The 20,026-nt window shown below is 68.6% G+C and carries 17 protein-coding genes; 8 read left to right on the top strand and 9 right to left on the bottom strand.

Translation table 11 applies throughout. The features are described 5' to 3' along the window. Positions 1-8: 8 nt before the first annotated feature. The 3 genes from VYI76_RS04930 to metW all read left to right on the top strand — a co-directional run bounded on the left by VYI76_RS04930 (position 9) and on the right by metW (position 3,413). Positions 9-1,577 (top strand): flavin monoamine oxidase family protein, encoded by a 1,569-nt coding sequence (locus VYI76_RS04930; RefSeq protein ID WP_326523654.1) that lies wholly within the window; start codon positions 9-11, stop codon positions 1,575-1,577. Positions 1,578-1,719: 142 nt separating this feature from the next. Next, complete coding sequence (gene metX, locus VYI76_RS04935; protein WP_326523655.1) at positions 1,720-2,829, top strand: homoserine O-acetyltransferase MetX; 1,110 nt, start codon at positions 1,720-1,722, stop codon at positions 2,827-2,829. Continuing rightward, positions 2,826-3,413 carry a methionine biosynthesis protein MetW gene (gene metW / locus VYI76_RS04940; protein WP_326523656.1) on the top strand — a complete coding sequence of 196 codons (588 nt, stop codon included), beginning with the start codon at positions 2,826-2,828 and terminating at the stop codon, positions 3,411-3,413. The genes metX and metW overlap by 4 nt, the downstream gene beginning before the upstream one ends. A gap of 19 nt (positions 3,414-3,432) precedes the next feature. Here metW and VYI76_RS04945 read toward each other — a convergent pair whose 3' ends face one another. Beyond that, positions 3,433-4,068, bottom strand: coding sequence for a TetR/AcrR family transcriptional regulator (locus VYI76_RS04945; RefSeq protein ID WP_326523657.1), 636 nt, complete (start codon positions 4,066-4,068; stop codon positions 3,433-3,435). A 113-nt stretch (positions 4,069-4,181) separates the two neighbouring features. Here VYI76_RS04945 and VYI76_RS04950 point away from each other — a divergent pair, with 113 nt between their 5' ends. Further along, the gene (locus VYI76_RS04950; RefSeq protein ID WP_326523658.1) at positions 4,182-6,521 is read left to right on the top strand and encodes a TonB-dependent receptor; all 2,340 of its coding nucleotides are present in this window, start codon (positions 4,182-4,184) and stop codon (positions 6,519-6,521) included. Positions 6,522-6,672: 151 nt separating this feature from the next. Then, positions 6,673-7,950 carry a spinster family MFS transporter gene (locus tag VYI76_RS04955; protein WP_326523659.1) on the top strand — a complete coding sequence of 426 codons (1,278 nt, stop codon included), beginning with the start codon at positions 6,673-6,675 and terminating at the stop codon, positions 7,948-7,950. Between the two features lie 48 nt (positions 7,951-7,998). Here the strand turns inward: VYI76_RS04955 and VYI76_RS04960 are convergent, their stop codons facing one another. The 6 genes from VYI76_RS04960 to rpmI form a co-directional block, all read right to left on the bottom strand. Continuing rightward, positions 7,999-9,468: a peptide chain release factor 3 gene (locus VYI76_RS04960; protein ID WP_326523660.1), complete on the bottom strand. Its 1,470-nt coding sequence runs from the start codon at positions 9,466-9,468 to the stop codon at positions 7,999-8,001. A gap of 138 nt (positions 9,469-9,606) precedes the next feature. Then, positions 9,607-10,014 carry a hypothetical protein gene (locus VYI76_RS04965; protein WP_326523661.1) on the bottom strand — a complete coding sequence of 136 codons (408 nt, stop codon included), beginning with the start codon at positions 10,012-10,014 and terminating at the stop codon, positions 9,607-9,609. Between the two features lie 23 nt (positions 10,015-10,037). Next, entirely contained in the window at positions 10,038-12,458 is a 2,421-nt protein-coding gene (gene pheT / locus VYI76_RS04970) for a phenylalanine--tRNA ligase subunit beta (RefSeq protein WP_326523662.1), read from the bottom strand. Then, entirely contained in the window at positions 12,455-13,528 is a 1,074-nt protein-coding gene (gene pheS, locus VYI76_RS04975) for a phenylalanine--tRNA ligase subunit alpha (protein ID WP_326523663.1), read from the bottom strand. The genes pheT and pheS overlap by 4 nt, the downstream gene beginning before the upstream one ends. A gap of 239 nt (positions 13,529-13,767) precedes the next feature. Beyond that, positions 13,768-14,136, bottom strand: a complete 369-nt coding sequence (rplT, locus tag VYI76_RS04980; RefSeq protein ID WP_326523664.1) for a 50S ribosomal protein L20 — start codon at positions 14,134-14,136, stop codon at positions 13,768-13,770. Positions 14,137-14,151: 15 nt separating this feature from the next. Further along, on the bottom strand, positions 14,152-14,355 hold the full coding sequence (rpmI, locus tag VYI76_RS04985; protein WP_056428647.1) for a 50S ribosomal protein L35: 204 nt from the start codon (positions 14,353-14,355) through the stop codon (positions 14,152-14,154). Between the two features lie 168 nt (positions 14,356-14,523). Here rpmI and VYI76_RS04990 point away from each other — a divergent pair, with 168 nt between their 5' ends. Both VYI76_RS04990 and VYI76_RS04995 read left to right on the top strand, forming a co-directional pair. Next, positions 14,524-16,629: an AsmA family protein gene (locus VYI76_RS04990; RefSeq protein ID WP_326523665.1), complete on the top strand. Its 2,106-nt coding sequence runs from the start codon at positions 14,524-14,526 to the stop codon at positions 16,627-16,629. Positions 16,630-16,691: 62 nt separating this feature from the next. Further along, a complete protein-coding gene (locus tag VYI76_RS04995) occupies positions 16,692-17,585 on the top strand; it encodes a sterol desaturase family protein (protein ID WP_443018900.1) in 894 nt (297 codons plus the stop codon). Between the two features lie 92 nt (positions 17,586-17,677). On the opposite strand, the gene VYI76_RS05000 is transcribed toward VYI76_RS04995, so the two are convergent. After that, positions 17,678-17,980, bottom strand: a complete 303-nt coding sequence (locus VYI76_RS05000) for a polyhydroxyalkanoic acid system family protein (protein WP_326523666.1) — start codon at positions 17,978-17,980, stop codon at positions 17,678-17,680. Beyond that, positions 17,980-18,411 (bottom strand): VOC family protein, encoded by a 432-nt coding sequence (locus VYI76_RS05005; protein WP_326523667.1) that lies wholly within the window; start codon positions 18,409-18,411, stop codon positions 17,980-17,982. Before VYI76_RS05005 ends, VYI76_RS05000 begins: the two co-directional genes overlap by 1 nt. A gap of 65 nt (positions 18,412-18,476) precedes the next feature. On the opposite strand from VYI76_RS05005, the gene lnt reads away from it, so the two are divergent. Continuing rightward, positions 18,477-20,024 (top strand): apolipoprotein N-acyltransferase, encoded by a 1,548-nt coding sequence (gene lnt / locus VYI76_RS05010; protein ID WP_326523668.1) that lies wholly within the window; start codon positions 18,477-18,479, stop codon positions 20,022-20,024. Positions 20,025-20,026 lie beyond the last annotated feature (2 nt).

Raw genomic sequence — 20,026 nt, forward strand, 5'->3', positions numbered from 1 at the left:
TATCGACAATGCGTGGACCGACGGCGGTGTGGCAGGCACTGGAGGCGGCGCGGCAGGCCAATCTGCGCGACGCGGGGGTGGAGTTGCCGGTGGCGGGCGACGCCGGCTGGACCCGCCGGCGCCTGATCGCGAGCCTCGCCGCGCTGGGCGCGACGGCTGCCCTGCCCCGTCAGGCGCGCGCGCAAGGCGCCGCCGGGCCGGTCGCGATCATCGGCGGCGGCATCGCCGGGCTGACCGCGCTGCACCACCTGACGAAGGCGGGCGTGGAGGCGCGGCTGTTCGAGGCGCGTACGCGCGTCGGCGGGCGCATCCTGACCGTCCGCGCGCCCGGCACGCCAGTGTTCGAAATGGGCGGCCAGCTGGTCAACAGCGAGCACGAGGACATGCACGCGCTAACCCGCGAGTTCGGCATCGCGCTGATCGATCGCAAGACGGGGCCACATCGCACGATGGTGCTCGACGGCCGCGCCGAAGTGTCGCGCGAACGGATGATCGCCGGCCTGCGGCCGATCGCCGCGCAGATCGACGCCGATTCGGTGCGCCTCGACAAGGATTATGCGACCGTCGCCGCCGAAATCGACCGCATGTCGTTCGCCGGATATCTCGACCTCTATGCGCCGCTGATCCGCGATCCGTGGGTGCGCCGCCTGCTCGAGGCGACCGCGCGCACCGAATATGGCGTCGAGCCGGCCAATGCGTCCGCGCTCGAACTCGTCTTCAACCTGCCGGCGGTCGACGGACGCCGCTTCGACGTGCTCAGCCGCAGCGACGAGCGCTTCCAGATCGCGGGGGGATCGAGCAGCCTGGTCGAGGCGATGGCGAAGCGCCACGCCGCGCGCATCGTCACCTATCGCCGGCTGACCCGCGTCGATCCGCGCGGGGCCGGCGTGCGCCTAACCTTCTCCAACGCCGAGACGTTCGACGCCGCCGCCGTGATCGTCACCACGCCCGCCTCGATCATGAGCCGGGTCGATTATCGCGTGCCCCTGCCCGATCTGTGGCGCCGCTTCATCGCCGAGGTCGGGCTGGGGGTGAACGGCAAGGTGCTTGCAGCCATGACGGCGCGGCCGTGGGAGCAACCGATCGGACGCGGCGGCGAGATCTGGCAGACCGATCCCGCGCAGGGCGTGTCGCTCGGCTGGGACAGCGGGGTACGCCCGGCCAGCGGCGCCGGCAGCGTGTGGACCTGGTTCACCGGCGGCAAGGACGTGCACGCCGCCGACGCGGCCGAACCCCGCGCGCTCGCCCGTCGCTTCGCGCAGATGGCAGAGGGTAGCGTGCCGGGCATGACCGCAGCCACCGGCCCGGTCGTCCGCCGTACCAATTGGCACGACGAACCCTTCACGCGCGGCGCCTACGTCAATTTCCGCCCCGGCCAGCTCACCCGCTTCGCGCCTTTGATCTGGACCGAGACCAACGGGATCGCTTCCGTCCCCGTCCCCGCCGGGCCCGTGGTGTTCGCCGGCGAGCATCTGTCCGACGCCTATCCCGGCTACATGAACGGCGGTGCGCAGACCGGCCGCCTCGCTGCGCAGGCGATCATCGCGGCTCGGGCACCGGCGAGACGGCGGGGATGATGTGCGGGCGGCCGTGGTTTGCGCCAGGCAAACCACGGACTCGCCACGTCGGGCAGCGGGACGGCACCGCCGTCCAGCCTGACGGCGTGGCGTTGAAAGCGCATGCTTGCCGCACGTCCCCGCACCCCCTAACGGCCCGACCATGACCGACGCGCGCTTCGGACTGGACCGTACCGCCACGCTCGGCGCGCTCGCGCTCGACGGCGGCGGCACGCTCGCGGCGGTGGAAGTCGCCTATGAGACCTATGGCACCCTCGCGCCGGACGCGTCGAACGCGATCCTGATCTGCCATGCGCTGACCGGCGACCAGCATGTCGCCTCCACCCACCCGCGCACCGGCAAGCCCGGCTGGTGGGCGCGGATGGTCGGCCCCGGCAAGCCGATCGACACCGACCGCTGGTGCGTGGTCGCCAGCAACGTGATCGGCAGTTGCCTGGGTTCGTCCGGCCCGGCGAGCGGCGATCCCGCCACCGGCCGCCCCTATGCGATGGCGTTCCCGGTCATAACCATCCGTGACATGGTGCGCGCGCAGGCGATGCTGCTCGACCACCTCGGCATCGGAACGCTGGCGGCCGTGGTCGGCGGATCGATGGGCGGCATGCAGGCGCTGAGCTGGGCGGCGACGTTCCCGGATCGCGTCCGCGCCTGCGTCACGCTGGCGTCGGCCGCGCGACATTCGGCGCAGAACATCGCGTTCCATGAGGTCGGGCGCCAGGCGATCATGGCCGACCCCAACTGGGCGAACGGCAATTACTATGACGGCGCGGCGCCCACCGCTGGCCTGGCAGTCGCGCGGATGGCGGCGCACATCACCTATCTGTCCGAAGCCGGGCTGACCGCCAAGTTCGGCCGCAAGCTCCAGGCGCGTGACACGAAGACGTTCGGCTTCGACGCCGATTTCCAGGTCGAAAGCTATCTGCGCCACCAGGGACTGGCCTTCACCGACCGGTTTGACGCCAATTCCTACCTCTACATCACCCGCGCGCTCGACTATTTCGATCTGGCGGAGGAACATGGCGGGCATCTCGCGCGCGCCTTCGCCGGCTCGCGGACGCGCTTCTGCCTGGTCAGCTTCGACACCGACTGGCTCTATCCGACGTCCGAATCGCGCGGCATCGTCCACGCGCTCAACGCCGCCGGCGCACCGGCCAGCTTCGTGGAACTGAAATCACCGTTCGGACACGACGCCTTCCTGCTCGATTCGCCCGAACTCGACAGGGTGATGGCGGGGTTCCTGGGGGCGGCGGCGTGATCCTGCGCCCCGATCTCGCGATCATCGCCGCGAACGTCGCGCACGGATCGCGCGTGCTCGATGTCGGGTGTGGCGACGGCGCGCTGATGGCGGCGCTGATCGCCGACCGGGGATGCGACGCGCGCGGGCTGGAGCTGAACGCCGGTGACGTGACCACCGCGCTGGGCCGCGGCCTGTCGGTGATGCAGGGCGATGCCGACACCGACCTGGCCGACTATCCGCCGCAGGCGTTCGACTATGCCATCCTCAGCCAGACGCTGCAGACGACGATGCGGCCCGATATCGTGCTGGGCGAACTGCTCCGCATCGGGCGGCGCGCCTTCGTCAGCTTTCCCAATTTCGCGCACTGGCGGGTGCGCGCGTCGCTGCTGTGGGGCGGGCGGATGCCGGTGACGACCCTGTTGCCGCTGGCGTGGTACGAAACGCCCAATATCCACCACGTCACGATCGACGATTTCCGCGCCTATGTGCGCGACAGCGGGATCACGGTGGAGGGCGCCTGGTTCCTCAACCGCGGCCGCCCGACGACCGCGGCGGCGGCGAACTTCCGCGCCGAACATGCGGTGTTCCTGCTGCGGCGGTGACACGTCACCGTTGTGAAATCTACCGCCCGATCCCCCGCCGCAGCAGCTCGGCGACGGTATCGGCGACGTCGCCCGGCGCGGCATCCTCGTCCCACACGCCGTAGCGCAGGCCCAGGAACACGTTCATCCCCATCACCGCCCAGGCGTGGACCTCGCCCACACCGTCGCGCAGATCGCCGCGCGCCGCCGCCGCCTCCAGCCGCTGGCGGATGCGGCCGGCGGTGGTCGCGTAATGCGCGCGGAAGCTGTCGGGATCGACGAACTCCGCCTCGTCGATGATGCGGTAGATTTCCTTGTGCGCCCGCACGAAGCCGATGAACTGTTCGAGGCCGGCGCGCTCGGCCGCGATGCCGTCGCCCGCCGCCCGGATCGCCGGGGCGACGTGATCGCGTACCTGCCCCGACATGTGGCGGACGAGCGCGCGGAACACCGCGTCCTTCGAATCGAAATAAGTGTAGAAGCTGCCCAGCGCGACGCCGGCGCGTCGGGTGATGTCGCTGATCGACGCTTCGTGGAAACCACGCTCGCCGAATTCCTTCGCCGCCGCGTCAAGAATCGCCTGCTGGGTACGCCGGCCGCGTTCGGTGCGCGGCGCCTTCGCCTCGCTGCCCGCGTCGATAGCCACTGTTGCCGCCGGAACACGTCCGCCCGCCATCTCGTCACCCCCTCGATTTCCCAAGTTGAAACCTGGTTCACCTTTCAGTATAGCGGCTTTCGACCACGCACAACCCCGCGTCTGACGGCGGGGGATGCCAGGGGAGGGAAGCCATGATCCGCACCGTTCGTTCCACTCGCATGTTCCTCGCGCTCGGCGCCAGCGTCGCCGCGCTTGCCTCCGCCGCGCCGGCCGCCGCGCAGGACGCCGCCCCCGCAGCGGCGACGGAAGCCGCCGAGAATTCGGGCGACATCATCGTCACCGCGCGCCGCCGCGAGGAATCGCTGCTGAACGTGCCGATCGCGGTCACCGCCTTCTCGGGCGCGCAGCTTGAGGCGTCGGGGGCGATCGACGTCACCGATATCGCGGCCGTCACTCCCAACGTGACGCTGGAGGTGTCGCGCGGCACCAATTCGACGCTCAGCGCCTTCATCCGCGGCGTCGGCCAGCAGGATCCGGTCGCGGGCTTCGAGGCCGGCGTCGGCATCTACCTCGACGACGTCTACCTCAATCGTCCGCAGGCCGCCGTGCTCGACATCTACGACGTCGAGCGGATCGAGGTGCTGCGCGGGCCGCAGGGCACGCTCTATGGCCGCAACACGATCGGCGGCGCCGTCAAATACGTCACCCGCCGGCTGGGCGACGATCCCAAGCTCTATGTGCGCGGCACCTACGGCAGCTACAACCAGGCCGACGGCGTGATCTCGGGCTCGGTCCCGATCGGTGACGGCACGGTGAAGATCGGCGCGGCGGTCGCGCGCCTGACCCGCGAGGGCTTCGGCAAGAACCTGACGACGGGCGACGAGAACTACAACAAGGACATCTGGGCCGCGCGCGGCACGCTGCAGGTCGAGCCGTCGTCGTCGGCGTTCTTCCGCCTGTCCGGCGACTATACGATGGACAAGTCGAACCCGCGCGGCGGCCACCGCCTGATCGCGGGGCTGGCCAGCAACATACCGGTGCTGGCCAAGGTCTATGACACGCGCGGCGGCCTGCGCGATCCCGAGCAGAAGGTGGAGGCCTATGGCGGGTCGTTCTTCGCGGAGTTGAAGCCCGCCGACTGGCTGACGTTCCGGTCGATCACCGGCTATCGCAAGGACGATTCGGGCACCCCGATCGATTTCGACGCGCTGCCCGCGGTCGATGTCGACGTGCCCGCCTTCTACAACAACAAGCAGTTTTCGCAGGAAGCGCAGCTGCTGGTCGATAGCGGCGGCTTCTCCGGCCTGCTCGGCCTCTACTATCTCGATGCCAAGGCGCGCACCGTGTTCGACGTGCGCCTGCCCGGCGGCGTCACCGCGCTGACCTTCGGCAACGTGGAGACCGACACGGTCGCGATCTTCGGCGACTTCACCTATGATCTGTCGCCGATGTTCTCGGCGTCGGTCGGCGGTCGCTACACCTGGGACAGCCGCCAGTCGTCGATCCTGCGGCGTACTTATCTGGGCGGCGGATCGCCGTTCTTCGGCGGCGCCGGCACGCTGTTCGCCACCACGTCCGACTTCACCGGCTCGGCCAACTTCTCGAAGTTCACCCCGCGCGGATCGATCAGCTTCAAGCCCAGCCCGGATCACACGCTCTATGCGAGCTATTCGAAGGGCTTCAAGGGCGGCGGCTTCGATCCGCGCGGCCAGTCGACCGCGTGCCGCACCCCGGCCGGCGCGGTGTGCACCTCGGCGGAGATCTACGACTTCCTGTCGTTCGATCCGGAAACGGTCGACAGCTATGAAGTCGGCTACAAGGCGGCGCTGTTCGACCGCCGCCTGACCTTCGCGCTCGCCGGCTTCCACGCCAAGTACAAGGACGTGCAGGTGCCCGGATCGATCGGCACCACGGTGGCCGGCCAGCAGACCTTCATCGGCATCACCACCAACGCCGGCGCCGCGCGCATCAACGGCTTCGAGGCGGAGGTCAATGCGACGCTCGCCCGCGGCCTCGCCGCCGACAGCGACCGGCTGACCCTGTCGGGTACCGCCGGCTATCTCGACGCGAAATACACGACGTACATCGATTCGCGCGGCATCAACGTCGCCAGCCGCCGCAAATTCCAGAACACGCCCGACTGGACGGCAAGCGGCACGCTCGCCTATTCGTCGCCGGTCGGCGACAGCGGATCGGTCGATATGTCGACCACCCTGTCCTATCGCGGCGACTCGCAGCAGTTCGAACTCGCCATCCCCCAGCTCGACCAGCCCGCCTATGCGCTGTGGGACGCCAATCTGGTGTGGAGCATCAACGACACATTCTCGCTGGGCGTCCACGGCCGTAACCTTACCGACAAGCGTTACGTGGTGTCGGGCTACAACTTCCTGCGCCAGAACCCCGACACCGGCCAGTTCGTCCTGGCGAACGGCCAGCCGGGCCTCAGCTCGACGCTGGGCGCCGAGGGTGTCCTGACCGCCTATTACGGCAACCCGCGCCAGGTGTTCGCCACCTTCACCGCGCGCTTCTGATCCGCTCGTCGCAGCGGTAAACGGGGGAAGGGCCGGGCTTTCGTTTGACGAAGGTCCGGCCCTTGCCGCATCAAGGCCGGAGCCCACCCGGTTCGCCCTGAGCTTGTCGAAGGGCTGCCCGAACGGTCAGGGGCCGGGGGAGAGAGACACGATGACCAGCGTCACGCACACGCCGCCCAGCCGGCGCTACGCCAACACCGTGCTGGCGATGCTGTTCATCGTCTACACCTTCAACTTCCTCGACCGGCAGATCCTCGGCATCCTCGTTCAGCCGATCAAGGCCGACCTGGGGCTGACCGACACCCAGCTCGGCGCACTGGGTGGCATCGCCTTCGCCCTCCTCTATTCGACGCTCGCAATTCCCCTCGCGATCGTCGCGGATCGCACCAGCCGCAGCTGGGTCATCACCATCTCGCTGACCGTCTGGAGCGGGTTCACCGCGCTGTGCGGCCTCGCCACCGGCTTCTGGAGCCTGTTCCTCGCGCGGCTGGGCGTCGGCGTGGGAGAGGCGGGCGGCGTCGCCCCCTCCTACGCGATGATCGCCGATTATTTCCCGCCGGAACGCCGGGCGCGTGCGCTCGCCATCTACTCGATGGGCATTCCGATCGGGCTGGCGATGGGCGCGATCCTGGGCGGCTGGATCGCCGCGACGGTCGACTGGCGCACCGCCTTCATCGTCGTCGGCATCGCCGGCATCCTCGTCGCACCGATCTTTCGCCTGGTGGTGAAGGAGCCGCTGCGCGGCGGCGCCGATCCGTCCGGCCCCGCCCCCAAGGTCGCGGTGCCCGTCTCCGCCGTCTTCCCGATCCTGGCGAAGAAGCCCAGCTTCTGGCTGATGGCCTTCGCCGCGGCGTTCAGCTCGATGTGCGGCTACGGCCTCGCCTTCTGGTCACCGTCGCTGCTGATCCGCAGCTTCGGGTTCGACCTGTGGGGCGCGTCGCTGTTCTTCGGCTCGCTGCTGCTGGTCGGCGGCACGCTGGGCGTGTTCGCCGGCGGCTGGTTCGCCGACAAGCTCGGCGGGCGCGATCGGGGCAATTACGCGAAGCTGCCGGCGATCGCCTGGCTCGTCACGCTGCCGCTGTTCGCCGCGGGTTTCTGGAGCAGTTCGCCGTGGGTCGCCTGGGCGTTCCTCGTCATCCCCAACGGCCTCAACATCCTGTGGCTGGGGCCGGTCACCACCGCGGTCCAGAACCTGGTGCCGCCGCAGATGCGCGCGACGGCATCGGCGTGCTTCCTGTTCATCAACAACCTGATCGGGCTGGGCGCGGGCAGCTGGGTGATGGGCGCGATGTCGGATGGGATGACCGCGCAGTTCGGCAACGAATCGCTGCGCTACTCGCTGATCGCGGCGACCAGTTTCTATCTGGTCGCGGCGGTGCTGATGTTCGCGGCGGTGAAGCATCTACGGAAGGACTGGGTGGAGGCGTAATCGCCACGCCGTCAGACGGGGCCGCTTCGCGCCCCCGCTGGCCGCCCGCTACCGCTCCCGCGTCGCCGCGAACTTCACCGCAGGATAACGATCCGCGACATAGTTCACTTCCCACGCCGATTTGGCCAGGAACACCGGGTTGCCGTCGCGGTCCTTCGCCATCGCGCCCTTGTTGAGATCGGTGAAGCCCTTCACATCGGCCGCCGCGCCGCCGATCCAGCGCGCGGTGTCGTAGGGCGAGGGCTCCAGCGCCGCCGCCACCTTGTACTCCGCGTCGAGCCGGCTGAGCAGCACGTCGAGCTGGAGCTGGCCGACCACGCCGATGATCCAGTTCGATCCGATCTCCGGATAGAACACCTGGATCACGCCTTCTTCCGACAGGTCGTCGAGCGCCTTGCGAAGCTGCTTGGTCTTGGTGAAATCCTTCAACACCACGCGGCGCAGGATTTCGGGCGCGAAGTTGGGCAGGCCAGTGAAACGCACCCCCGGCTTTTCCGCCAGCGTATCGCCGACGCGCAGCGTGCCGTGGTTGGGGATGCCGATGATGTCGCCGGGGAACGCCTCGTCCGCCAGTTCGCGCTGTTGGGCGAAGAACAGGATCGGCGAATGCACCGCGATCGGCTTGCCGTGGCCGGTCGGCGTCAGCTTCATGCCGCGTTTGAACGTGCCCGAAACGAGCCGCATGAACGCGATGCGGTCACGGTGGTTCGGGTCCATGTTGGCCTGGACCTTGAACACGAAGCCGGTGACGTCGGGATGGTCGGGCGCGACCGGCGCGGGCTCGGCCGGCAGCGCGTGCGGCGGCGGCGCATGCTCGGCGATCGCCGCGATCAGATCGTCCACCCCGAACTCGCGCAGCGCGGAGCCGAAGAACACCGGCGTCAGGTCGCCGTGGCGATATGCCTCGACATCGAATTCGGGATAGCCGACCTGCGCCAGCTCGACTTCCTCGCGCACGGCCTCGGGCAGCGCGTCCACCGCGTCGCCCATCCGGTGCAGCCCCTGATACGTCCCGCCCATCCCGATCGGCCAGAGCATCGGCGCAACGTCCAGCGCCAGCTTATCGGCGATCTCGTCGAGCAGCGCGAACGGGCTCAGCCCCTCGCGGTCGACCTTGTTGACGAAGGTGATGATCGGCACCGAGCGCAGCCGGCACACCTCGAACAGCTTGCGCGTCTGCGCCTCGATCCCGCGCGCGGCATCGATCACCATGATCGCCGAATCGACCGCGGTCAGCGTGCGGTACGTGTCCTCGCTGAAATCCTCGTGCCCGGGCGTGTCGAGCAGGTTGAAGGTGATGCCGTCCCGCTCGAACGTCATCACGCTGGACGTTACCGAGATGCCGCGCTGCTGTTCGATCTTCATCCAGTCCGACCGCGCCCGCCGCGCGGCCCCGCGCGCCTTCACCTCGCCGGCCAGATGGATCGCGCCGCCCTTCAGCAGCAGCTTTTCCGTCAGCGTCGTCTTGCCGGCATCGGGGTGCGAGATGATCGCGAAGGTACGGCGGGGGGAGGTCATGTCTTGCCTTGATTGCACACCGTCATCCCCGCACGCGGGAATCAATTCTGGCTGAACCGGCGAGGGTCGCGACGGCTGGGTGAGGTCAACCCCGCCTACGCGGGAATGGCATGCGGGGAAAGGGTCGGCCCGCCGGCATCACTCCGGCGGCGCGACCTGCCCCAGCCGCCAGTCGTTCCCATCGAAGATGTCGCGCAGATAGCTGCCCGCGTGGTCATATTCGATCGCGGTCCCGGCCGGACAACCCAACAGCGGCAGATGATGCCGCAACAGGTCGCGCGTCGCGCCGACGTTCTGCGTGTCGATGTCCACCCCGCAATATTCGATCTCGCGATGACCGCTCGCATCCAGGTCACTTAGCCCCGTTCCGCCCCCGCTGACGCAACCGAGTCCCGCCAGCCGCAATTCGGCATCGAGCGGGTCTTCGTAAGTGGCGCCACGCGCTTCGGGATCGATCGGCGCGGGGATGCGGACATAGACGAGGTGATCCGCGCCAGCGGCCGGCGGCGGGGGCGGACTTCCGAACAGTTTCCACAGCCAGTTCACGAGCCCAGTCCCGCCACCGATCTCTATCCCCGCAAAACCGCGCCCAGCTTCGCCGCCGCCGCCACCACCTTGTCGGCGATGCCCTTCAATTCCTCGTCGGTGAAGCTCTTCGCTCCGGGCTGGAGCGTCACTTCGACGGCCAGGCTGGTCTGGTCTTCCTTCACGAAGCGGTCGAACAGGCGGGCATCGACGATCGCCGCCTTGTCCGCGCCCCTGATCGCGCGAACGAGGTCGCCCGCCTTCAGTTCCGCCGGCACCAGGAAGGCGAAGTCGCGCGTCACCGCCTGCAGTGCGGGCGGCGTATAGGCCGGGCGCATGAAACCCTGCTGCCCACGCTTGGCCGGAATTGCGTCGAGATAGAGTTCGACCGCCGCGACATCGCCCGACAGGTCGAACGCGCGCACGGTCGACGGATGGAGGATACCGAACGCCGCCAGCACCGTCTTCGGTCCCAGCCGTAGTGTCGCCGACTGGCCGGGGTGCCAGACCTCGCCCGCCTCGCCCATCACCTGGAGGTTGCCGACGGGCGCGCCGGCGGCCTCGAGCAGCGCGAGCGCCTCCGCCTTGACGTCGAACGCGTCGAAGCCCCGCGCCTTGCCCTGCGCCCAGCCGCGCGGTCGCGCGTCGCCGGCCAGCACCACGCCCAGCGTCAGGCGCTCTCCGTCCGCCAGATAGCGCCGGCCGATCTCGAACAGCCGGATGCTGTCCGCACCGCGCTTCGCGTTGCGCTCGGCCGCCGCGAGCAGGCCGGGCAGCAGCGAGGTGCGCATGACCTTCATGTCCTCGCTGATCGGGTTGGCGAGCGTCCATGCGCCGCCGCCGAACGCTGCCGCCTCGGTTTCGCTGATGAAGCTCCACGTCACCGCCTCGGCCAGGCCGCGCGCGGCGGCGGTGCGGCGAAGCTTGCGCTCCAGCAACTGAACCGGCGTCGCGGTCGGCCGGGCGACGCCGGGCGCGCGCGGCAGCGGCATCGAGGGCACCTTGTCCAGCCCTTCTATACGGATCACTTCCTCGACCAGATCCTCCGGCCCGTCGATGTCGCGCCGCCACGTCGGCACGGTCACGCGGAAGGCGTCGAATGCGGCCTCCACCTCCACCGGATCGCCGTTGGCGTCGAGCGGCGCGACCGTGAAGCCAAGGCTCTCCAGGATCGCCTGCTGCCGCGCCGGCGCCACCGCCAGCCCGCCCAGCGTCTCGGCCAGCGTCGGGTCATAGCCCAGGATGCGCCGCTCGTTCGGCGCACTGCCTGCGCGGGTGATTCCGCTCGCCGTCCCGCCGCAATGATCGAGCACCAGCCCGGTCGCGATGGCCAACCCGTCCTCCAGGAACGCCGGATCGACCCCCCGCTCAAACCGCTGGCGCGCGTCGCTGGTCAGCGCCAGCTTCTGCCCGGTCCGCGCGATCGCCTCGGGCGTGAAATAGGCGCATTCGATCAGCACATCGATGGTCGTGTCGGACACGCCCGAATCCTCGCCGCCCATGATGCCGCCGATATCGTGCACCTGGGCGTCATCGGCGATGACGGTCATTCCCTCGGCCAGCGTGTAGGTCTTGCCGTTAAGCGCCAGCACCTGCTCGTCCGCCTTCGCCCTGCGCGCGACGAGCGGTCCAGCCAGCTTCGCGCGGTCGTAGACGTGGAGCGGCCGCCCGAGATCGACCGACACGAAATTGGTGATGTCGACCAGTACCGAGATCGGCTTCTGCCCGATCGCGGTCAGGTAACGCCGCATCCATTCGGGCGATGAACCGTTCACGACGCCCGACACCGCCTGTGCGTAGAAGGCTGGGCAGCCTTCGGGATCGTCGATCCGCACGTCGGGGCCGGCGCCTTCGCCCGCGATCGGCGCGATCGCGTCGCGGCGATAGACCTCCGCCAGCGGCCTGAGCGTGCCCAGTCCGGCCGCCGCCAGATCGCGCGCGATGCCGCGCACGCCCATGCAGTCCTGCCGGTTGGGCGTGATCGCCACGTCGAACACCGGATCGCTCAGCCCGACATAGTCGGGATAGGCGGTGCCGACGGGTGCATCGCCGGGCAGTTCGATGATCCCTTCATGCCCTTCGCCGATCTGAAGCTCGCGCGCCGAACACATCATCCCGCGCGATTCGACGCCGCGGATCGCCGCGACCTTCAGCGTGATGTCGGCGCCCGGCACATAGGCGCCCGGCGGGCCGAACACGCCGACCAGCCCGGCGCGTGCATTGGGCGCGCCGCACACCACCTGCACGGGTCCGTCGCCGGCATCGACCGACAGCACCTGAAGCTTGTCTGCCTGCGGGTGCCGTTCGGCCGACAGCACCTTCGCGACGCGGAACGCGCCCAGCGCCACGCCGGGATTTTCGATGCCTTCGACTTCCAGACCGATGCGGGTCAGCGCCTCGGCAACCTGATCGACGGTCGCGTCCGTCTCGAGATGCTCCTTGAGCCAGCTCAGCGTGAACTTCATGCCCCGACTCCTCCCGACAGCGTGGGCACGTCGAGCGCGGAGAAGCCGTAATGGCGCAGCCAGCGCAGGTCGCCGTCGAAGAAGGCGCGCAAATCGTCCATCCCGTATTTGAGCATCGCGAGGCGATCGACCCCGGTGCCGAACGCGAAGCCCTGCCATTCATCGGGGTCGAGCCCGGCGGCGGCGATCACGCGGCGGTGAACCATCCCGCTGCCCAGCACCTCCATCCAGCCTTCGGACCCGCCGATGACACGCTTTCCGTTGACGACGCTGTAGCCGACATCGACCTCCGCCGACGGTTCGGTGAAGGGGAAATAGCTGGGCCGCAGGCGCAGCACGATGTCGTCGCGCTCGAAGAACGCCTTCAGGAACGTCTCCAGCGTCCACTTAAGGTGGCCCATGGTGATGCCCTTGTCGATCACCAGCCCCTCGATCTGGTGGAACATCGGTGTGTGGGTGGCGTCCGAATCCGAACGATAGACGCGGCCCGGCGCGATGATGCGGATCGGCGGCTTCTGCGCCATCATCGTGCGGATCTGCACAGGACTCGTATGGGTCCGCAGAACCATCGGCCGCTCATGTTCGCCGGCAAGATAGAAGGTATCGTGCATCGCACGCGCCGGGTGTGTCTCCGGGATATTGAGCGCGGTGAAGTTATGCCAGTCGTCCTCGATCTCCGGACCCGTCGCCACCGCGAAGCCGAGGTCGGCGAAGATTTCCGCCAGCTCGTCCATCACCTGGCTGACGGGATGCACCCCGCCCGGCGCGGGCGGATCGACCGGCAGCGTCATGTCGAGCGTCTCGCTCGCCAGCCGCGTGTCGAGCACGTCGCGCTCCATCCCTGCCTTTCGGGTGGCGATCGCGTCGGTCACCGCCTCGCGCAGCGCATGGATGCGCGGGCCGGTCGCCTGCCGCTCCTCGGGCGACATGCCGCCCAGCGTCTTGAGCAGCCCGGTGACCGCCCCCTGCTTGCCCAGCGCATGCACGCGTACGGCATCCAGCGCATCGAGGCTGCCGGCGGCATCGACCGATGCGAGCAGGTCGGTGCGGAGTTGGTCGAGATCGGTCATTCGTCAAATTTCCGTTCGCCCAGAGCGTGTCGAAGGGCTGCCCTTCTTCGCTCGGTTGGAAAGTGCAGGGCTTCGACAAGCTCAGCCCGAACCGGGTTCGGCGGCTTGCGATAGCTTCCCCGCTCGCTAACGAAAAGGGCGCCGGCGGTTACCCGCCAACGCCCCTGGTTTCGTCGCTACAGTGCGATCGGGCCGCCACGTCGTCGAACGTGGCGAAGCCTGAATCAGCTGACGCTAACTCAGGCCGCCTGTGCCGGCAACGCCGCCTTCGCCTGCGCGACGATGGCGCTAAACGCCTCGCCTTCGTGCATCGCGATGTCGGCCAGCACCTTCCGGTCGAGTTCGATGCCGGCGAGCTTCAGCCCGTGCATGAACTGCGAATAGGTCAGGCCTTCGGCGCGGACGCCGGCGTTGATGCGCTGGATCCACAGGCCGCGGAACGTGCGCTTCTTAACCTTGCGGTCGCGATAAGCGTACTGGCCGGCCTTTTCGACGGCCTGGCGCGCGACGCGGATCGTGTTCTTGCGACGGCCGCGATAGCCCTTCGCCTGATCCAGAATCCGCTTGTGCTTCAGCTTCGTGGTCGTGCCACGTTTCACTCGTGCCATGTCTCAGGGCCTCCCTTAGCGCAGGCCGTACGGCGCCCACTGGCGCACGTGCGCCACGTCGGCGTCGGCGAGCACGGACGTGCCCCGGTTCTGGCGGATGTACTTCGCGTTGTGCGAGATCAGGCGGTGGCGCTTGCCCGCGACACCGTGCTTGACCTTGCCGGTGGCGGTGAACTTGAAGCGCTTCTTCACCCCACTCTTGGTCTTGAGCTTGGGCATTTTCGTCCTTTCACATCGGGCGATTTTCGAACAGCCTTGGCAGCCCACACTGGCCAGGCGGTTCCGTTATGCAAATCGCGGAAGTGGGCGCCCCTAGCGAACCCCCCGCGCAAATGCAACCACGCGGGGCGGGAACCAGCGGGGCGGCCGGCACATTGACGCCGTTCCATGCCCGACACGACCGCGCCTCCGCCACCACACCTGCCGATTCGCACCCCGCTGGCGGTCGCGGTGTCGGTGCTGGCGACGATCCTCGGTCTGGCGGTGCTCACCTGGGGCGTGCTCTACGTCACCAAGGGGCGGTTCCTGCGCCCCAGCTTCGAATCGGTCGCCGGCACGCTGACCGATCGCCAGGTCCGCGTCGACGGCGACTTCCAGCTCTACTTCGATCCCTTCGACCTGAAATTCGTCGCGGAACGCATCTCGGTCTCCAACCCCGGCTGGGCTAGCCGGCCCAACCTGTTCGCGGCCGATTCGGTCCACACCCGCATCCGGCCCCTGTCGCTGGTCTTTGGCCGCTATCACGCGCGTTTCCTCGATCTCAGGAACGCCGCGATCGATCTCGAATGGAATGAAGATCGCCGCAACACCTGGACGTTCGGCGAGAGGAAGGGCGATCCCGTCGAACTGCCGATCATCGATCGAGCGGTGCTTGCCGGCACCACGCTGCGCTACCGCGACCCGCAGTTGCGCCTGCTGGCCGACCTGAAATTCCAGACGGTGCGTTCGGACGGCAACCGGATCGCCGATGCGGTGCGCTTTGCCGGAAACGGGGCGGTGCGCGACACGCCGTTCACCGTCACCGGCGCGCTGCTGTCGCCCAACGACACCGCGGGCGGCGGGCGCAACCAGCTACGGCTCGCCGCCCGCGCGGCGGGCAACGACATCACCGTCGCCGGCACGCTGCCCAGCCTTGCCGACATCGAGAATGTCCCGCTCAGGACGACGGCGCGCGGCGCTAACCTGGCGACGCTGCTCGGCATCATCGGCGTCGTCCTGCCCGATACCCGCGATTACCGCGCATCCGCCAATCTGGTGAAATCGGGCGACGTCTACACCTTCACCGGCCTGCAGGGGCGATTCGGCAACAGCGACCTCGCCGGCAAGTTCGCCGCCGACGCGAGCGGCGACCGGCTGCTGATGACGGCGGACCTCGCGACCCGCGCGCTCGACATCGTCGATGCCGCGCCGTTCATCGGCTACAACCCCGATACCGTGGCGGCGAAGGGCGCGGTCGCCGCCGCTGCCGAAACCGGCGCGGGACCGGCCCGCGTGCTGCCGGATGCCACGTTCCCCGTCGAATCAATGCAGGTGTTCGACGCGAAGGTGAAATGGACGATCCGTGACGTCCGGTCGAGGAGCGTGCCGATCTCCAGCGTCGACCTGACGCTCGATCTCGATCGCGGGCGGTTGGAACTGTCGCCGTTCAGCTTCGCGATGGCGCGCGGCAACGTCGCGTCGGACCTGGTGTTCGACACCCGCCAGCGCCCCACCGCCGCCAGCTACGACATCCGCCTCGCGCCGACCCCGCTCGGCACACTCCTGGCGGGCTGGGGCGTCGAACAGTCGGGCACCTCGGGCATGGTCAAGGGCCGCATCCGGCTGGAGGGGCGCGGCGACACGATCCACGAGACGCTGGCAAGTTCGGCCGGGCGCATCGCCTTCGTCCTGCCCAAGGGGACGTTCTGGACCCGCAACGTCCAGCTTTCCGAACTCGATCTCGGCACCTTCGCGCAGAAGATGTTCGAGGGGAAGCTGAAGGAACCGGTACGGATAAACTGCGGCCTGATCGGGTTCACCGTGCGTCGCGGGATCGCGGCGGCCGACCCGATCCTGATCGATACGAGCAAGAGCGTGATGCTCGGGCGCGGCGGGTTTTCGTTCCGCAACGAAACGCTCGACCTCGCCTTCCGCGCTGATTCCAAGAAGTTCAGCCTGTTCGCCGGCCAGTCGCCGGTCGGGGTGAACGGCACCTTCGCGGCGCCCGGCGTCAATGTCATCAGCCCCGAACTGCTCGGCCGTGCCGGTGCCGGCCTGGGCCTTGCCGCCGTCGCCTCGCCGCTGGCGGGCGTGCTCGCCTTCGTCGATATCGGTGACGCCAAGGCGGCGGATTGCGGCCCCGTGCTCACCGGCGCCCGCGCCGCGGCACAGCGCACCGCCGGCGGCAAGCCGCGCGACGACGTCGGACGCGGAACTACCGCCACGTCGGAGGACGGGTCACGCTCCAAGGGCGAGCGGAAGGAACAGCGCAAGAAGTTTCTCGGCATCTTCTGATCGCGGCGCCCATCCGTCGGGCCCGGCTTCCCGACTCACCCCGCGCGGCGTACAGACGGACCGTGCCCGCGCTGCCCAACCCCGTGACGCTCGCCATCCCTGCCTTCGTGCTCCTGGTGATGGCGGAGATGGTCGTCGCGCGCTTCCGCGATCGCAGCCGTTTCTGCCCGCGCGACACGCTGACCTCGCTCGCGCTCGGGCTCGGCAGCACCATCGCGGGCGTGCTGTCGGCGGGCCTCGTCTTCGCGCTCGCCGTCTGGATCCACCAGTATCGGCTGTTCGACATCGGCTGGGCGTGGTGGGCGTTCGTGCTCGCCTTCGTCCTCGACGATCTTGCCTATTACTGGTTCCACCGGACGGCGCACCGCGTGCGCTGGTTCTGGGCGAGCCACGTCGTCCACCATTCCAGCCAGCACTATAACCTGTCGACCGCGCTGCGGCAGACGTGGACCGGCTTCGTCAGCCTCGCCTTCCTGTTCCGCCTGCCCCTGTTCCTGATCGGCTTTCCGCCGGCCATGGTCTTCTTCGTGGCCGGGCTGAACCTCGTGTACCAGTTCTGGATCCACACGGAGACGGTGGGTCGCATGCCACGCTGGGTCGAGGCGGTGATGAACACGCCGTCGCACCACCGCGTGCACCACGCAACCAACCCGCGCTATCTCGACCGCAACTATGCCGGGGTATTTATCGTGTGGGACCGGATGTTCGGCACCTACACGCCCGAGGTCGACGAGGAGCGCCCCCGCTACGGTATCGTCCGCAACCTCGGCAGCTTCAACCTGATCTGGGCGGCGTTCCACGAATGGATCGGCATCGCCAAGGACGTATGGGCGGCGCCCTGGGGATCGAAGCTCGGCTATGTCTGGCGCGAACCCGGCTGGAGCCACGACGGCAGCCGCGAGACATCGGATGTCATCCGGGAAAAGTGGGAGGCGTCCAGAACCCGTTCGGGCTGAGCCTGTCGAAGCCCTGTCCTTTTCTTCGGCTCACAGCTTGCGGCGCGAAGAGGGGCAGCCCTTCGACAGACTCAGGGCAAACGGCGTAGGGCTCACTTCAGCAGCTTCGGCCCCTCGCGGCCCAGCACGTCCCTGATCTTGCCCGCGAACATCGCCAGGAACGGCGGCAGTTCGACCTTCAGGTGAACCTTGTCCTCCAGCACGTCGAGCGTGGTCGCCGCGCGCTGGCCCATCGCGGCAACGGTGAAGTGCAGCCGGTCGCCGTCCCAGCGATGCTCGGTCACCTTGCCGCCGGGGATATAGCTCTCCAGCCTGCCGATGCCCCCGGCGATCCGCGCCTTTGCCGCCTCGCGTCCCAGACTGTGGGCGATGTCGAGTTCGACGGGATCGGTCATCAGGCGGCCTTTTCGGTTGCGAACAGCATCGAATCATCGGCGAACGCCTTGAATTCAAGCGCGTTCCCCGACGGATCGCGAAAGAACATCGTCGCCTGCTCGCCCGGCTCGCCCCTGAAACGGATATAGGGCGCGATGCCGAACATCGTGCCGGCCGCCGTCAGCCGGTCGGCCAGCGACTGCCAGTCCGCCATCGTCAGCACGATGCCGAAATGCGGTACCGGCACATGGTGCCCGTCGACCGCGTTCTCAACCGCGACCGGCTGCGCCGCCGGATCGAGATGCGTGACGATCTGGTGGCCGTAGAAGTCGAAATCGATCCACTGGTCCGAAGACCGCCCCTCCGCACATCCCATCACGCGCCCGTAGAAGTCCCGCGCGGCGGCGAGATCGTGGACCGGAAAGGCGAGGTGGAAGGGGCGCAGCGTCATGCCCGCCTGATACACCGGCGACAGGGCTGGTGACAATCGATCGTCGCCGACCCATAGCGCATGCGATGCGTTTCGTGCTTCCCATCCTGCTCGGCGCCATCGCCGCCACCGGGTTCGCCCCGCTGGAACTGGTGCCGCTGACGATCGTCGCGGTCGCGCTGTGGCTGCGGCTGGTGCACGATGCGCCCGACCTGAAACGCGCGCTGCTCGCCGGCTGGCTGTTCGGCGTGGGCCATTTCACGGTCAACAACAACTGGATCCAGCACGCCTTCGACTATCAGGACAAGATGCCGCCGGTGCTGGGATATGGCGCGGTCGTCGGCCTGGCGTTCTACCTCGCCGTCTATCCCGCGATCGCCGCCGGGCTGCTCTGGCGCCTCGCGAGTCCGCGCAGCCGCGGCGACCGGATCACCCGGCCCGGCCTCGCCTTCGCGCTGGTCGCGGGCGCCGCATGGATCGCGGGCGAATGGCTGCGCTCGACACTATTCACCGGCTATGCCTGGAACCCGCTCTCGGTCACCTGGGTGCCGGTGCAGCCGATCGCCGGCCTCGCCGCCTGGATCGGCACCTATGCGCTGTCGGGCCTGACGGTCGCGGCCGCCGCGCTGCTGCTGCTCGTGCCGCGCCGCCCGCTGCCGCTCATCCTCGCGAGCCTCGCGGTGATCGCGCCGGTGCCGCTGGCCATGATGAGCTACCGCACCGCGCCGCCGACCGTCGCCGCCGATGCGCCGCGCCTTCGCGTCGTCCAGCCCAACATCGACCAGGTCGTCGATGTGACGCCCGCGCACGGCCGCCACGTGCTGCTGACGCTCGCGGGGCTGTCGGGCACGCCCGGCTCCGCACCGCGCCTGCTGCTGTGGCCCGAAGGCGCGGTCGATCCCTATCTGGAGGACGGCTATCCGCCCTATGCCTACTGGCGCGGCTCGCCGGTCGCGACGCGCGGCGTGATCGCCCGGCTGCTCGGCCCGCGCGATGCCGCGCTGGTCGGCGGCACCGCGCTGATGTTCGACAAGGACGGCGTGATCGATGAAGCCGGCAATTCGATCTTCGTCGTCCGCCCTAACGCACGCCTCGCCGGCCGTTACGACAAGGCGCATCTGGTGCCTTATGGCGAGTATCTGCCGATGCGCACGATCCTCGAACCGCTCGGCCTGTCGCGACTGGTGGCGGGCGAGATAGATTTCGCCGACGGCCCCGGCCCGCGCTCGCTCCCTGTCGCGCCGTTCGGCGATATCGGCATGCAGGTCTGTTACGAAATCATCTTCTCCGGCCAGGTGGTCGATCCGGCGAAGCGCCCGGCGCTGATCTTCAACCCGTCGAACGATGCCTGGTTCGGCAGCTGGGGTCCGCCCCAGCATCTGGCGCAGGCTCGGATGCGCGCGATCGAGGAAGGGCTGCCGGTAGCCCGCTCGACGCCCAACGGCATCTCGGCGGTGATCGGCGCCGACGGCCGGCTGGTCGCCACCGTGCCCCGCCACACGGCCGGCGCAATCGAGGTGCCTTTGCCGCCCGCCGCTCCGCCGACTCTGTTCTCGCGGATCGGCAACTGGGCGGCGGCGATCGTCGCGCTGCTGCTGCTCGCCGGCGCGCTAGTGGTCCGCCGGCGGCGTTGACG

Origin of the sequence: Sphingomonas sp. (assembly GCF_035910975.1) — a bacterium.
Lineage (GTDB): Bacteria > Pseudomonadota > Alphaproteobacteria > Sphingomonadales > Sphingomonadaceae > Sphingomonas.